This window comes from Streptomyces fagopyri, from assembly GCF_009498275.1.
Taxonomy (GTDB): domain Bacteria; phylum Actinomycetota; class Actinomycetes; order Streptomycetales; family Streptomycetaceae; genus Streptomyces; species Streptomyces fagopyri.
On record NZ_CP045643.1, the window covers coordinates 4,447,264 to 4,462,234 of the forward strand.

The following is a 14,971-nucleotide window of genomic DNA, read 5'->3' on the forward strand; positions in this document are numbered from 1 at the left end:
CCACCCATTGGGCGGTAGGAAAGAGGCGGCGCCTGAGCATCATGCGTCACGCAGCATCACACAACGTCACTAGTTTTCGTCGGAGCCGTCGTCGCCGGAGTCGTGGCCCGCGTCGTCGTCGGCGTCATCACCGTCGTCAGTAGGGAGTGCCGGGTGAGCCAGCCGGAGATGCAGCCCGAGGGGCCGCCCCAGGACGCTCGCAGCGACGGGGCCGCGGGGCCCCGGCCGGGCGACCTGACCGGCCGGCCGCTCCCCCTCGGGGACTGGGGGGAACCGGCCGATCGGCTCCACGAGCTCTACCGGTGGGTGGAACGCGGAGCACTCGACACGGCTTCCTGGTACCTCGCGGACCGGGCCGGGAAGCGGTGGGCGGCCCGGCTGCTGCGGGGCGGGGCGGCGGTGGGCGCGATGGCCGGAGCCGCGTTGCCGCTGCTGGATCTCACCGGAGTGGTCGGTGGCGTGGCTCCCTGGGGGTACCTCGCGCTGTTGCTCGGGGTGGCGTGCGTGGCGGGTGACCGGTTCTTCGGGGTGACCTCCGGGTGGATAAGGGACGTTGCCACGGCGCAGGCCGTGCAGCGACGCCTCCAGGTGCTCCAGTTCGACTGGGCGTCCGAGAGCGTGCGGGAGGTGCTGGGGCCGGCGGAGGGGACCGCCAGTGAGGCGGCGGAGCGGTGCCTCGGTGTCCTGCGCAGGTTCTCGGAGGACGTCACGGAGCTGGTCCGGGCCGAAACCGCGGACTGGATGGTGGAGTTCCGGACGGGACCGGCACCGTTGGGCATCCAGTCGTCGCTGGCCGGGTCGCCCCGCCCGGAGGGGAGTCCGACCGGGCGCCTCCCGCTGGCCCCGGGCACCCGGCCGAACATGCCCCGCCAGCGGCCGCCCGAGCCGCGATAGCCCTCCGGGCGGGGCCGATGCCCTCCGGGCGGGGCCGATGCCCTCCGGGGGGCGAGGTGGGGGTGTTCGTTCGGTCGATCGGGTCAGCTCAGGGTGCTGCTGCTCCGGGTTTCGCGGTGGATTGTGTCGGCTGCGGGGCGGTGGGGGCTTGTCGCGCAGTTCCCCGCGCCCCTCGAAGGGGCCCGGCGCGGTGCGTCGGCTGCACGACCGTGGGGGCTGAGCGCGCAGTTCCCCGCGCCCCTTGAAGGGGCGCGGCGCCGTGTCTCGGCTGCACGGCTGTGGGAGCAGGGCGTGCAGTTCCCCGCCGCCCCTTGAAAGGGCCCCCGGCGCGGTGCGTCGGCTGCGGGGCGGTGGGGGCTTGGCGCGCAGTTCCCCGCGCCCCTTGAAAGAGCGCGGCGCCGTGGGGTCAGTCGGCTCCGCAGATCCTCAGGCCCACCGGGGTGCCGCACGGCAGGTGGCCGTGGGTGCGGATGACGTCCTGGCCGCTGCCCCGGCTGATGTAGGCGAGGAAGCTGGAGGCGAGGGAGTCGGCGGGCGGCTGGCCGTAGGTGTAGGCGTACTCGATCTCGCGGTACGGGTAGTCGCCGGAGCCGCGCTCCAGTTCCTCCACGGAGGCGGTGTGGCCGCCGAGGGTGAGCAGGTGCAGGCCCTTGTGGCCGTTCGCGAGGGTCAGCGCGAGGTTCAGCTCGCTGTACCCGATCGCGCCGGGGAGCCCCGCCACGGTGCTCAGCACCTGGTCGGTGGAGTCGAGTTCGCAGCGCACGACGGGGGCCGTCGCGTCGTCCTTGTGCACACAGTCGAGCGAGGAGTTCGCGATCTCGCCGCGTCCCAGCACCCGGTGCTGGAAGACCTGCCGGGTGCCGGAGTTGGCGTCCCGGCTGACGAGGAGCACCGGCCGGTCGGGGCCGCCCAGCTGCTTCCAGTCGCGGATCTCGCCGCGGTAGAGACGGCGTACGTCGTCCAGCGTGAGGCCGCGCAGCGGGATGTCGTCGTTGACGACCAGCGCGAAGACCGAGACCGCGACCCGGTTCTCCCGCAGCTGCGGGAACCCGCTCGGCTTCGGCCCGTCGGAGAGCGCCACGACGGGCGGTGAGCCGTTCCTGGCCTTGGCCCCCGCGGCCGCGAGCTCGCGCACCCCGGCCGTGCTTCCGTGCGCGTCGACCACGATGTCGGAGCCCGCGCAGTCCCGCTCGTACTTCTTGGCCAGCTCGCTCATGACGGGCGCGAAGGCGGTCGAGCCGGTGACCGTCAGGGTGCCCTTCTCGCAGCCGATCGGCGGCGGCGAGTCGTCCCGCAGCACGACGATCAGCGCGAGGGTCACGACGCACACCGTCAGCAGCACGGTGATCGTCCGGGCCGCGCGGCTGAACAGCGGCGGCTGATCGTCCGGCGTCGTGCTGCGGTTGGGGCTGACCTCGCCGTCCCGCAGGCCGCCGATGAGCCGTATCCGCCGCCCCACGTCACCGCCCGACAGCAGCACGAGCAGCTTGAAGTGCTCGCCCCGGTTGAGCGGGACGCGCGGGATGCGCAGGGTGCCGCCCTCGTAGCTGAGCCCCGCGGCCGGGGTGAAGTGGTCCATGAGGTGGTCGGTGCCGGGCGGCTGGGTGACGGACACGCCCCGGATGACCCGGTCGGTGAACACCGCGGTCAGACCGTGCCGTTCACGGCTCGTGTAGTCGTCCCCCGCGATGCTCTGCGAGCCGTCGTTCTCGATCCGCAGCAGCACCAGCGTGGCGTCCGCCATGCCCGGCGCCTCGTCGAACAGCCCGAGCCGGACGTTGGCCCGCCCCGAACGCACGTCGTCGCCCACCGGGTTGTCCATCTGCACCCGGTACCCGATCCGCTTGCGCCGCGGCACCCGGCGTTCGTACCAGACCATCACGGCGGAGGCGACGACACCGATCACGGCGGTCCCGACGGCCACTATGTTCTCTGCGCTCAGCCACTCCATCGCGAGCCACTCCCCCGAGCCCAACGGTGGGGTCACCGTACGGCTTGGAGCGAGAACGCACGGCGTACGCCGGATGAAGTCTCAGCGGCCTTCCAGCCGGTTGCCGCCGACGCCGGCCGTCCCGGTGTTCAGCCGCTCGCCGGGGCGTCCGTCAGCCGCTCTTCGTGTAGGTCAGGGCGTCGCCCGAGTCCGAGTTCACCCGGCGCAGACCGCCGTCGGGCAGCAGGGTCACCTCGGAGGCGGCGCCCGGGGCGCAGGAGGAGAGCGGTTCGCCGGAGAGGACCTGGGAGGGACCGATCCGCAGCGGACCGCCGGCCGTCGGGGCGGCGGTCAGCCCGGCCTGGAAGACGCAGTGGTACGCGCCGCTGCCGAGCGGGCCGTCCGCGGTGAGCGAGAGGACCATGTCGCCGACCTCGCCCTGCCGGATGGTGAGCCGGCGCGTGTTGTGCCCCGTCGCGTTGTCGATGGAGGCGTCCCAGGTGCCGAGGAACGCCTCCGGGACCGTCCCGCCCGGTGCCGACGCCGAGGCGGACGGCTCGGCGGGTGCGGAGGTGGTGGCGGAGCCGGACGGTCCGGACGCCGTCGGGCCCGGCGTCGTGGGCGCGGTGGTGGCCGGGTTCCTCCCCTTGGAGTCGTCGCCGCCGCTGCCGCCGCCCCGCATCAGGGCGTACACGGAACCGCCCGCGCCCAGCGCGACGACCAGCGCCACCACGATCAGCGCGGCGGTGGAACGGCCGCTGCGGCGCGGGGGCTCCACGAGACCGGGGACCGGACCTCCGCCGGGGCCGTAGGGCGTCGTCGAGCCGTAGGAGCCCGGCGGAGTGCCCCAGCCGCCCTGGGGATAGCCGTACGCGGGCGGCCCCGAGGGGCTGGGGTGCTGCTGCGGATAGCCGTACGCGGGGTGCGGCGCCGGCGGTGCGGCCGGCGAGGGCGTCCCGTGGAAGCCCCCGATCATCGTGGGGAGGTGGTCCGAGGAGCCCGGCTGCCCCGGCGGCGGAGTGGCGGCGTGCTCCGGGGAGACCTCGGGAACCGGCGCCGCGCCGGGGGCGGCGGCGGCAGGTTCGGCGGGGGCAGGTTCGGCGGGGGCGGCAGGTGCGGCGGACGCGCCGGGTGCGGCGGCCTGCTTGGAGAGATGCAGGGGCGGGACGGCGGCCGGGTCCTGAGCCGGTTCCGGGGCCGGCGGGAGCGCGGCGGGCGCCGAGTCCGGGTTCTCCGTGTCCAGCAACCGCACCGCGTGCCGCCCCAGCTGGGCGACCAGCGCGCTCGGCAGCCACGGGTCACGGGACCGCCCGCCCGACACGGTGTCCTCCGCGCCGGTCCGCTCCAGGATCTCGCCGAGCGAGGGCCGCGCCGCGGGATCCTTGCGCAGACAGCGCCGTACGAGGTCGGCGAGCCCCTCCGGTACGCCCTCCAGGTCCGGGTCCTCCTGCGCGATGCGGAACATCATCGCGTGCACCCCGCTGCTCGTCGCCCCGAAGGGCAGCACGCCCGTGGCCGCGTACGACAGGACCGAGCCCAGGCAGAAGATGTCGCACGCGGGCGTGACACGGTCGCCGCGGACCTGCTCGGGCGCCATGAAGCCGGGGGAGCCGACGAGCGCGCCGGTGCGGGTGAGGCCGCCGTCGGTGACGGTCTCCAGGGCACGCGCGATCCCGAAGTCGATGACGCGCGGGCCGTCGATCGTCACGAGCACGTTGGAGGGCTTGAGGTCGCGGTGGATGAGTCCCGCCGCGTGGATGTCCTTCAGGGCGTGCGCGAGGCCGGCCGCGAGGATGCGCACGGAACGCTCCGGAAGCGCGCCGTGGTCGTGGCCGACGACGGTCTGGAGGCTGGGCCCGGCCACGTAACCGGTCGCGACCCACGGGATCTCGGCTTCCGTGTCCGCGTCCAGCACGGGCGCGGTCCAGTACCCGCCGACCCGGCGCGCGGCCTGCACCTCCTGCCGGAAGCGGGCCCGGAACTCCTCCTGCTCGGCCAGTTCCTCGCGTACCAGCTTCACCGCGACGGTCCGTCCGCGGTCGGAGCGCGCGAGATAGACGTTCCCCATCCCGCCGGCACCGAGCCGCGCCATCAGCCGGTACACCCCGATCTGACGCGGGTCCCCGCCCCCCAGCTTCTCCATCGTCGCGCGCCTTCCCCCCGTACGTGTGCAACAGCCCGAGGATAGTGCGGCCGTACGGGGAGGCGGGTGGGGTGGTGTCTACGGTTCCGTAACAGCGTCTGGCGTTTCCGTGACGGCCGTCGCGAGGCCGCCGGGCACGCCGGGAGCCGCTCCACCACCCGTCCCACCCACCCCACCGCCTCCGCGTCGGCCTCCTCCGCCCGTCCCCCTCCCCCTCCGGGCCCCCACGCCCGACAGACTGTCGCGGAAAGCCCCGGACCACAGACAGGACGCCGATATCGCGTCCGCTCCGCGGCCACCTACGCTTCGGCGCATGACCCCTCAGCCCAACCCCCAGGTCGGCGCCGCAGTGAAGGCCGCGGACCGCGCGCACGTGTTCCACTCCTGGTCCGCGCAGGAGCTCATCGACCCGCTCGCCGTCGCCGGCGCGGAGGGGTCGTACTTCTGGGACTACGACGGCAAGCGGTATCTGGACTTCACCAGCGGGCTCGTCTTCACCAACATCGGCTACCAGCACCCGAAGGTCGTCGCCGCGATCCAGGAGCAGGCCGCCACGCTGACGACGTTCGCGCCCGCCTTCGCCGTCGAGGCGCGGTCGGAGGCCGCCCGGCTGATCGCCGAGCGGACCCCGGGCGACCTGGACAAGATCTTCTTCACCAACGGCGGCGCCGAGGCCGTCGAGAACGCGACGCGGATGGCACGGCTGCACACCGGGCGCCCGAAGATCCTCTCCGCGTACCGCTCGTACCACGGGGCCACCTCCACCGCGATCAACCTCACCGGTGACCCGAGGCGCTGGCCGAACGACATCGGCGCGGCCGGCGTCGTCCACTTCTGGGCGCCGTTCCTCTACCGCTCCCCGTTCCACGCGGAGAACGAGCGGCAGGAGTGCGAGCGGGCGCTCCAGCACCTGGAGGACACGATCGCCTTCGAGGGGCCGGGCACCATCGCGGCCGTCATCCTGGAGACGATCCCCGGCACCGCGGGCATCATGACGCCGCCGCCCGGCTACCTCACCGGGGTGCGGGAGATCTGCGACCGGTACGGGATCGTCTTCGTCCTGGACGAGGTCATGGCCGGGTTCGGGCGGACCGGGAAGTGGTTCGCCGCCGATCACTACGAGGTGACGCCGGACCTGATGACCTTCGCGAAGGGCGTGAACTCCGGGTACGTGCCGCTGGGCGGGGTGGCCATCTCGTCGGCGATCGCGGAGACCTTCGCGCGCCGGCCCTATCCCGGGGGGCTCACGTACTCCGGGCATCCGCTGGCCTGTGCGGCGGCCGTCGCCACGATCAACGTGATGGAGGAGGAGGGCATCGTCGAGCAGGCCGCGCGGATCGGTGAGACCGTGCTCGGCCCCGGCCTGCGGGAGCTCGCCGAGCGGCATCCCAGTGTCGGCGAGGTGCGCGGTACGGGGGTCTTCTGGGCCCTCGAACTGGTCAAGGACCGGGAGACCCGGGAGCCGCTGGTGCCGTACAACGCGGCCGGGACGGACAACGCGCCGATGGCCGCGTTCGGGGCGACCGCGAAGGCCCACGGTCTGTGGCCCTTCATCAACATGAACCGCACCCATGTCGTGCCGCCGTGCAACGTCACGGAGGCCGAGGCGAAGGAGGGACTCGCGGTGCTGGACATGGCCCTGTCCATAGCCGACGAACACACCGTCTGACCCGGAACCTCCTCTCGCCCCCGCCGGGGCGAGGAAACCCTTGCTGGAACCCCACCGCGTAAGGTGACGTGCTCATAGGAGAACCACGAGCGCACGCACGTGCACCCTTACGCGATGGGGGAAGCGACACACCATGCCCGGCACCGGCGGCACTGGCGCCGTAACCCGCAGCACCCTGCGGCAGCAGATCGCCGACGCGCTCCGCGACGAGGTGCTCGCAGGCCGCCTCCAGCCGGGGCAGGAGTTCACGGTGAAGGAGATCGCCGAGCAGTACGGCGTCTCCGCGACCCCGGTCCGCGAGGCCCTCGTCGACCTGTCGGCGCAGGGACTGCTGGACGCGGACCAGCACCGCGGCTTCCGCGTGCACGAGTACTCGCCGGCCGACTTCCGCGGCATGATCGAAGCCCGCAGCCTCGTCACGGACGGCATGTTCCACAACCTCATCGAGGGCGACGGCATGAAACGGGCCGACGACCCCCGCGTCCTCGCCGCCCTCGCGGGCGTCCGCCGCCGCGGCGAGGAGGCCCAGCGCGCCGCCGTCGCGGGCGACCTGAACATCCTCATCGGCTACGACCTCCGCTTCTGGCGCGAACTGAGCGCCCTCTTCGGCAACGCCTACCTGGCCGACTTCCTCCACCGCCTGCGCGTCCAGTCCTGGGTGTGCACGGTGCAGCACCTCCGCCGGGTGGACGACCTGAGGGGCTACCTCTGGTCGGGGCACACGGAACTGGTGGACGCGCTCGCGCGGCGCGACCCGCGCGCGGCGCACGCGATCGTCACCGAGTACAACGCGCACTCCCTGGCCCTCATCGAACGTCTGGCCGCCGAATGAGCGCGCCGCACACCACGGACGTCATAGAGGACATGCCGGCCCCTGCCATCGACCTGACGGTCGTCGTCCCCGCCTACAACGAGGAGCGGCGGCTCGCCCCGACGCTCGACGCGATCATCACGTACCTGCGCGACGGCGAGAGCCGTTTCGGCAGGTGGGAACTGATCGTCGTGGACGACGGCTCCACCGACGGCACCAAGGACGTCGTCGACGCCGTCCGCGCCCGCGAACCCCGCGTCCAGCTCGTCACCAGCCCCCGCAACCGCGGCAAGGGCAACGCCCTGCGCCTGGGCGTCCTCGCCTCGAACGGCCGCCGCGTCCTCGTCACGGACGCCGACCTGGCCGCGCCGATCGAGGAACTGGAACTGCTCGACAAGGCGCTCGGCGAGGGCCACTCGGCCGCGATCGGATCGCGGGCCACGCCCGGCGCCACGATAGACACGCACCAGCACCGGCTGCGCGAGCTGCTCGGCCGGGCCGGGAACTTCCTGATACGCAGCGTCGCGGTGCCGGGCATACGCGACACCCAGTGCGGCTTCAAGCTCTTCGACGGGGAGCGGGCACGGGAGGCGTTCGGGGCGTCACGGCTCAACGGCTGGGGCATCGACGTGGAGGTGCTCCAGCACTTCCGCCGCTCGGGCTGGCCGGTGGCGGAGGTCCCGGTCCGCTGGTCCCACCAGCCCGGCTCGAAGGTACGGCCCCTCGACTACGGCCGCGTCCTCGCCGAACTGGCCCTGCTCAAGGTCCGCTCCGTCCGCCCCGCGGACCTCCTCGCGGTCTCGCTCTTCCTCCTCATGGCGGTCGCCCTCTACTCCGGCCGCTGGGCGGACCCGAACGGCCGCTACCTCCCCGACTCGCTCCAGGACCAGAACCAGTGGGAGTGGTTCCTCGCGGTCACCGCGGACAACGTCCGCCATCTCCACAACCCGCTCTTCACCACCCTCCAGGGCTTCCCGGACGGCGTGAACCTCATGGCCAACACGGTCATGCTGGGCCTGTCCGTGCCCTTCGCGCCGATCACCCTGCTCTTCGGCCCGGCGGTCGCGCTCGGCCTCGTCATGACGCTGGGGCTGGCCGCCACCGGCGCCGCCTGGTACCGGCTGATCGCCAAGCGGGTCGTGGGCCACCGGGGCGCGGCGTTCGTCGGCGCCGCGCTGGCCGCCTTCGCCCCCCCGATGATCAGCCACGCCAACGCGCACCCCAACTTCGTGATCCTGTTCATGGTCCCGCTGATCATCGACCGCGCGCTGCGTCTGTGCGCCGGCACGCGGGTCGTCCGGGACGGGATCGTGCTCGGGCTGATGGCGACGTACCAGATCTTCCTCGGCGAGGAACCCCTGCTGCTCGCTTCGATGGGCATGGCGCTCTTCGCCCTCGGCTACGGGCTCGTCCGGCGCGATACCGCCAGAGCGGCGTGGCGTCCGCTGCTGAACGGGCTGGCGGTGGCGGGGGCCGTGTGCCTGCCGATCGTCGCGTTCCCGCTGTACTGGCAGTTCGCGGGACCGCAGAGCTACAAGAGCGTGCTCCACGGCGACAACGCGGGCAACAGCCCGCTCGCGCTCCTCTCCTTCGCCGAGCGCTCGCTGCTCGCCGGGAACGCCCAGAGCGCGGGCGCGCTCTCCCTGAACCCCACCGAGCAGAACGCCTTCTACGGATGGCCGCTGGCCGTGTTCGCCTTCGCGGTCGCCGTACGGCTCTGGGAGCGGGCGCTCGTCAAGGCCCTCGCCTTCACGGCGGTGGCCGCGGCGATGCTCTCACTGGGCCCGAAGTTCCGCATCCCGACGACCGGCACGGTCCTGCCCGGCCCCTGGGCGCTGCTGTCCGGCAAACCCCTCTTCGAGTCCGTCATCGAGGGACGGGTCGCGATGATCTGCGCGCCCGCGCTGGGGATGCTGGTGGCGATCGCGATCGAGCGGCTGATGAGCGCCCGCCGCCCCGCCACCCAGTACTTCGGCGCGCTGGCCGTCGCCGCCGCGCTGCTCCCCCTCGTCCCGGCGCCCCTGAAGACGGTCGACCGGGCGCCGACCCCCGCCTTCTTCACCGACGGAACGTGGCGGGCGTACGTCGACACGGCCAGGGGCGAGTCCCTGGTGCCGGTGCCCCTGCCGGACCCGGGCGACGCGCAGGCGCTGCACTGGCAGACGGCGGCGGGCCTCGGCTTCCCGCTGCCCGGCGGGTATTTCAACGGCCCCTACGGACCCGACCACATCGGCATCTACGGCGCCTCGCCCCGCTACACGTCCAACATGCTGCGCGACGTGCGGTACTCCGGCAAGGTCCCCGTGATCGGCGAGAACTGGCGGGCGCAGGCCCGCGCCGATTTCGCGTACTGGAAGGCGGGCGCGCTGGTGCTGGTCCCCCAGGACCACCAGAACGAGCTGCGGGAGGCCGTGGACCAGCTGGTGGGTCACCCCGGCACGTGGGTGCACGGGGTCTGGGTATGGGATCTGCACGAGGGGGACTGAGGACGGGCCCCACGCATTACGCTTCCCTGACCACCGTGCTTCCCCAGGAGCTAGAGGAGCCGTCTGTTGGCCTGTGACCTGTGGCTTGTCCCGCTCGTCGACGTGCTGTGCCACACCCCCGACAACCCGTTCGCCGAGGAACTGGCGCTGTACGACAAGGTGCTGGGCGAGGCCGGGCTCCCGCCGGTCCCCGTGTACGCCTACATGCCGGGGCTGTCCGGCGACGTCGCCCCGGTCGCGGGCTTCGACTACGACGCCCTGCACTTCCTGCGCCGGGCGTATCTGCTCCAGATGTGCGGTCTCGCGGTCACCCCGGTGGACGAACTGGGCGGCGACTACGAGCAGTTGCTGGAGATGTTCCAGACCAACGCCCAGCAGTCGCACCTCGTCTGGCACTACGACCACGCGGGCGCGTACGTGCCCGTCGACTTCCCGCATCCACTCGCCAACGACGAGCTCCTCGCCGGGGGCGGCCCGCTGGGTTCCTCCCAGGCACTGCTGCGCGAGCTCGAGTTCGTGGCCCCCTCGATCGGCATCGACCCGGCCAATCCGCCGGCCGCGCCGCAGCCGCCGCCGGCCCCCACGGAGCTGGAGGAGCCGGCCGCCCCCGCCCCGTACGACGCGAGCCCGTTCGCCCGTGAGCGGCACGTCTGGCTGGGTCTGCACGCGGCGGCGACCCGGAGCCTCGCCCAGGGCTCGATGATCATCTTCAGCTGAGGCGCGCCCCCGCCGGGGTGGGCCCGCTCCACGTGCCCCACCCCGGCGGCCGCCTCCGTACCCCTCGGCCCGGCGCCCCGTACCCCTCGGCCAGGCGCCCGCGCACATCCACCGCGCCCTCGCCCGGCCGCCCCGCCGTGTCCGTGCGGCCCGGCACAGGCCGGCATCGGTACCCGGGCACCCCACCGTGTCGTGCGGCCCCTACGCGGGCCGGCTCGGACCGGCTGGGCTCGGCTCGGCCCCGCCCGGATACCCCTACCGCCCGGGATGCCGCAAGCGCCCCTGGTGTCTCCCGCGCACGGGCGGGGTCCTCGCCGGGCCGTCCTGACGGTGCTCCGTTCCCCCCTGACGAGGCGGTCCCGGGCCGGGCGGAACCGGTCGGCGGGTCACCGGCCGCGCGCAGTCGTGTTGCGACCGATCGGGTTGTGTCTGGACCGGGACCGGCGTGGGACGTGACGGATGGCCCACGATGAAGTAGCAGGTCAGAGCCGTTGGACCCGGTCCGGAGCGGTATCGGGGCGTCCGGCGGGCGGCGCCGGGACCCGCGCCGGTTGCGCGGCTCGAGTGGTGAGCGGGCCGGGAGGGGCTGACGGTGGATCACGTCGGGGTCGGGTTCCCCACGTGCTGACAAAGTGTCAGCGGCTCGGCTGCGACGGAAGGACTCGACAATGCGTTCTGCCCGCATGCTTCTCGCTACCGCGACGGCCACGGCCGCCCTCGCGATTGCCGCTCCCGGCGCCCTTGCCGCCACGGCGGGCGACGGTGGCCACGACGACTCCTCCTACAGCAACGAACAGGACGACGGCGGCAGCCACGGCAAGCCGAACGGCGGCACGCACACCGGCGGCGGCGCGCTGCTCAAGTTGAAGAAGGGCGACGACCAGGGCGAGGGAAGCGACTCGGACTGGGGCGGGGACTCGGACTCCGGTGGCAAGGGCTCCGACCGGGGCGGGGACTCCGGCGGCGACGACGAGGGTTCCGACCACGACAAGCCCCGGGGCGGTGTCCACACCGGCGGCGGCGCGCTCAGCATGCTGAAGAGCGACGACTGGAACAAGGACGACGCGAAGTTCAACCCGGAGACCTACAAGAACGACAGCACCGGCGGCTACGGCACCGGATCCGGCAACGGCAACGGCAACGGCAACGGCAACGGATCGGGCCGTGACAACGGCGGGAACGGGAACGGCAACGGCAACGGGTCCGGCCGTGACAACGGCGGCAACGGGAACGGGAACGGCAACGGATCCGGCCGCGACAACGGCGGCAACGGAAACGGCAACGGCAACGGATCCGGCCGCGACAACGGCGGCAACGGAAACGGCGTGGGCTCCGACCGTGACAACGGCGGCAACGGAAACGGCGTGGGCTCCGACCGTGACAAGCCGAGCGGCGGCATGCACACCGGCGGCGGCGCGCTCGCCGGAAAGGGCGTCACGGCCGCCGGCCTCGCGGTCCTGACGCTCGCCGCCGCGGGCGTCTACGCGGTGCGCCGCAGGAGTGCGGCGGGCGGCCTGTCCTGACCGGTGTCCGGCGTCCCATCGGCCGAGGCCGCCGCGGGTCACCCCCGTCATGACGGCCCGGCCGGGTTCCCCGCGTGCCGTACCCGCTCCGCTGCAGCGCCCTAGTGAGGTGGTTCCCGATGGCAGCCCGGCCGCCCTCCCCTGTCATGACCGAGTCCGTGCCGCAACGGCAGGGCTCCCGTTCCGGCGTGCCGATGGGCGTCTGGTGCGCCGGAATCCTGCTTCTGACGCTGGGCCTGTTCGGCGGCCACCCCAAACCGTCCGACGACTCCCGCACGCCCCCCGACACGGCGGCGCTCATGCCGTGGTCGACCCCGGTGCCGGGCAAGCACCTGCCGTCGTCCGCGCCGACCCGGCTTGTCATCCCGAAGATCGGGGTGGACGCGCCCTTCACGGCCCTCTCGATCGACGCGAAGGGCCACCTCAACCCTCCGCCCGCGGACAACGTGAACATGGTCGGCTGGTACGCCGACGGAGTGACCCCGGGGGAAGCGGGAACCTCGATCGTCGCCGGGCACGTGGACACGAAGACCTCGCCCGCCGTGTTCGCGAAGCTCAGCTCGCTCAAGAAGGGGGACACCTTCAAGGTGGAGCGGGCCGACGGTCTCACGGCGTCCTTCCTGGTCGACGACGCCGAGACCTTCGAGAAGGACCACTTCCCCAACGACCGCGTGTACGCCGACACCCCGCAGGCCCAGGTCAGGCTGATCACCTGCGCCGGTGACTACGACCACGGCGCGAAGGACTACACCGAGAACCTGGTCGTCTTCGCCCACCTCGTCTGAACGCCGCCACCGCGGCCGACGCCCCCGGACGGGGGCCGCCGGCCACGGCGCGCGGAGCGGTGGCGTGCGGCACCGGCGGGACGCGGGTGCCTCAGAACACCGGCGTGCCGTCCTGCGTCAGCTTCCAGTTCCCGTCGGCGAAGTCGGCCGGGTCGAGGGTGCCCTTCGACGTGACGTAGTCGATCATCAGCTGGCGGATCTCGTCGGTGGAGCTGTAGGCGATGCCGGCGGCCGCGATGTGCGGGTAACCGCTGCCGCCGTTGGCACGGTAGTTGTTGACGGCCACCACGAAGACCTGGTCGTCGGTCACCGGCGACCCCTTGTAGCTGAGGTTCTTGATCCGGGAACCCTCGGCCTGGGCGATGTCGATGTCGTAGTCGACGCCCGCGGCGGTGTCGTACATGTAGTCCCAGAAGCTGTTGGCGTTGGTGAGGGTGGCGGTGTCCACCTTCGTGCCGGACGGGACCCGGTGGTAGTACTTCGCCGCGTACTCCAGATAGTCCTTCAGCTGGGCGCCCGTGAGCTTCTTGCCGTAGAGGGTGTTGTCGTAGATGTAGAGCCCGGCCACGTCCCGGATGGTGACGTCGCCCCGCGGGATGTCCGCCGTACGGCTGAAGGGCGCGGCGACGGAGATGAGCGGGAGGGCCGCGTCGGCCGTGGACAGGCCGGTGGCGACGGCCGACATCTGGACCTGGTGGATGAAGTCCATGACGGGCACGTCCTTCCAGCAGGCCTCCGCCGCGGAGAGGTCCGCGGTGCAGGTGCCGACGGGCGTGTTGACGTACTTCACGACCAGTTCGTGGTCCGCCTCCAGGAGCCTGGTGATCTCCGCGTCCTCGGCGACGGCGTTGCTGTTGAGGGTCTGCGCCTTGGTGCTCGTCACCTTCCACTGACCGTGGGCGAGTTCGAGCTCGAAGTCGAAGACGGTCAGCCGCATGCCGTAGCAGTACGGCTCCGACAGGACGACGTCCTTGCCGGTCCCGGTGTTGGTGACCGTGTACGAGGAGACCTCGGTGTGGGTGTGGCCGACGAGGATGGCGTCGATGCCGGGCACCTGAGCGGCGACCAGGTTCGAGGCGTTCTCGACGTACGGGAGTTCGTCGCCGTACGAGGACGACCCGTCGAGGCCGGAGTGGTCGGTGAGGAAGACGACGTCGCAGCCGAGGGCCCGCATCCGCGGCACGTACTTCTTCGCCTGTTCCACGAGACCCGTGAACGCCATCTTCCCGGAGACGTTGTCCTTGTCCCACAGGGCGATCCCGGGGTTGGTCAGTCCCAGGATGCCGACCTTGATGTCCGGGGCGCCGGGGACCCGGAGGCGCTTGACGGTGTACGGCTGGAAGGCGGGCCGGAGCGTCCTGGCGTCGAGCGCGTTGGCGCCGAGCAGCGGGAAGTGGCACTGCTTCTCGAACCGGCGCAGGGTCTCGATGCCGTAGTTGAACTCGTGGTTGCCGAGCGCGGCGGCGTCGTACTTCATGGCGTTCATGGCGACCGCCATCGGGTGCACCGGTCCCCGCTCGCCGCCCGTGCCGGTGATGGGATCGACGCGGGCGTAGTAGTACGCGAGCGAGGTCCCCTGGATGATGTCGCCCGCGTCCACGAGCAGCACGCGGTCGGCACCCTTCGCGGCCCGCTGCTGCTTGACCAGGGTGGCGATCCGCGCGACGCCCACGGAGTTGCCGGCCTTGTCCGTGTACGCGGCGTCGGTGTAGTAGTCCCAGTCGAAGACGTGGCTGTGCAGGTCGGTGGTGCCGAGGATGGAGAACGACCAGGTACGGGGCCCCTTCCCGGGTCCGTGGTCCGCGGCCGTCGCGGGGGTCGCCGCGGCCGTCCCCGCGACGGCCACGGCCGCTCCGGCGACGGCGGACTTCTTGACGAACTCCCTGCGGTTCAGCGGGTTGACGGGCATACGGGGCTCCTGGGGACGGGGACGCGGGCGGAGGAACGGGCCGTGCGGGCACTACCCGCGTAGATCGTGGTCGGGTCCCGCCCCGGCGGGAACCAGGAGCAAGC

Annotated in this window: 10 protein-coding genes; 7 read left to right on the top strand and 3 right to left on the bottom strand. The window is 72.5% G+C overall.

From position 1 onward, the window contains the following. Positions 1–153: 153 nt before the first annotated feature. Positions 154–894, top strand: coding sequence for an SLATT domain-containing protein (locus tag GFH48_RS19125; RefSeq protein WP_153289421.1), 741 nt, complete (start codon positions 154–156; stop codon positions 892–894). A gap of 406 nt (positions 895–1,300) precedes the next feature. Here the strand turns inward: GFH48_RS19125 and GFH48_RS19130 are convergent, their stop codons facing one another. Together GFH48_RS19130 and GFH48_RS19135 are read right to left on the bottom strand one after the other, a co-directional pair. Then, the gene (locus GFH48_RS19130) at positions 1,301–2,845 is read right to left on the bottom strand and encodes a substrate-binding domain-containing protein (RefSeq protein WP_153292998.1); all 1,545 of its coding nucleotides are present in this window, start codon (positions 2,843–2,845) and stop codon (positions 1,301–1,303) included. Positions 2,846–2,996: 151 nt separating this feature from the next. After that, positions 2,997–4,967 carry a serine/threonine-protein kinase gene (locus tag GFH48_RS19135; protein WP_153289422.1) on the bottom strand — a complete coding sequence of 657 codons (1,971 nt, stop codon included), beginning with the start codon at positions 4,965–4,967 and terminating at the stop codon, positions 2,997–2,999. A 313-nt stretch (positions 4,968–5,280) separates the two neighbouring features. Here GFH48_RS19135 and GFH48_RS19140 point away from each other — a divergent pair, with 313 nt between their 5' ends. The 6 genes from GFH48_RS19140 to GFH48_RS19165 all read left to right on the top strand — a co-directional run bounded on the left by GFH48_RS19140 (position 5,281) and on the right by GFH48_RS19165 (position 12,958). Continuing rightward, the gene (locus tag GFH48_RS19140; RefSeq protein ID WP_153289423.1) at positions 5,281–6,636 is read left to right on the top strand and encodes an aspartate aminotransferase family protein; all 1,356 of its coding nucleotides are present in this window, start codon (positions 5,281–5,283) and stop codon (positions 6,634–6,636) included. 133 nt (positions 6,637–6,769) lie between these two features. Continuing rightward, positions 6,770–7,468 carry a GntR family transcriptional regulator gene (locus GFH48_RS19145; protein WP_153289424.1) on the top strand — a complete coding sequence of 233 codons (699 nt, stop codon included), beginning with the start codon at positions 6,770–6,772 and terminating at the stop codon, positions 7,466–7,468. After that, entirely contained in the window at positions 7,465–9,933 is a 2,469-nt protein-coding gene (locus GFH48_RS19150) for a dolichyl-phosphate beta-glucosyltransferase (protein WP_153289425.1), read from the top strand. Before GFH48_RS19145 ends, GFH48_RS19150 begins: the two co-directional genes overlap by 4 nt. A 66-nt stretch (positions 9,934–9,999) precedes the next feature. Further along, a complete protein-coding gene (locus tag GFH48_RS19155) occupies positions 10,000–10,650 on the top strand; it encodes a hypothetical protein (protein WP_153289426.1) in 651 nt (216 codons plus the stop codon). Between the two features lie 668 nt (positions 10,651–11,318). Next, positions 11,319–12,173, top strand: coding sequence for a hypothetical protein (locus GFH48_RS38605; RefSeq protein WP_194280620.1), 855 nt, complete (start codon positions 11,319–11,321; stop codon positions 12,171–12,173). Positions 12,174–12,319: 146 nt separating this feature from the next. Continuing rightward, positions 12,320–12,958: a class F sortase gene (locus GFH48_RS19165; protein ID WP_228120696.1), complete on the top strand. Its 639-nt coding sequence runs from the start codon at positions 12,320–12,322 to the stop codon at positions 12,956–12,958. Between the two features lie 91 nt (positions 12,959–13,049). On the opposite strand, the gene GFH48_RS19170 is transcribed toward GFH48_RS19165, so the two are convergent. Continuing rightward, on the bottom strand, positions 13,050–14,867 hold the full coding sequence (locus GFH48_RS19170) for a bifunctional metallophosphatase/5'-nucleotidase (RefSeq protein WP_153289428.1): 1,818 nt from the start codon (positions 14,865–14,867) through the stop codon (positions 13,050–13,052). Positions 14,868–14,971 lie beyond the last annotated feature (104 nt).

Excerpts from the sequence above, each read along its gene's own strand:
- GFH48_RS19130 (WP_153292998.1), bottom strand. The coding sequence starts at position 2,845 with ATGGAGTGGCTGAGCGCAGAGAACATAGTGGCCGTCGGGACCGCCGTG.
- GFH48_RS19135 (WP_153289422.1), bottom strand. The coding sequence starts at position 4,967 with ATGGAGAAGCTGGGGGGCGGGGACCCGCGTCAGATCGGGGTGTACCGG.
- GFH48_RS19140 (WP_153289423.1), top strand. The coding sequence starts at position 5,281 with ATGACCCCTCAGCCCAACCCCCAGGTCGGCGCCGCAGTGAAGGCCGCG.
- GFH48_RS19145 (WP_153289424.1), top strand. The coding sequence starts at position 6,770 with ATGCCCGGCACCGGCGGCACTGGCGCCGTAACCCGCAGCACCCTGCGG.
- GFH48_RS19150 (WP_153289425.1), top strand. The coding sequence starts at position 7,465 with ATGAGCGCGCCGCACACCACGGACGTCATAGAGGACATGCCGGCCCCT.
- GFH48_RS38605 (WP_194280620.1), top strand. The coding sequence starts at position 11,319 with ATGCGTTCTGCCCGCATGCTTCTCGCTACCGCGACGGCCACGGCCGCC.
- GFH48_RS19165 (WP_228120696.1), top strand. The coding sequence starts at position 12,320 with ATGACCGAGTCCGTGCCGCAACGGCAGGGCTCCCGTTCCGGCGTGCCG.
- GFH48_RS19170 (WP_153289428.1), bottom strand. The coding sequence starts at position 14,867 with ATGCCCGTCAACCCGCTGAACCGCAGGGAGTTCGTCAAGAAGTCCGCC.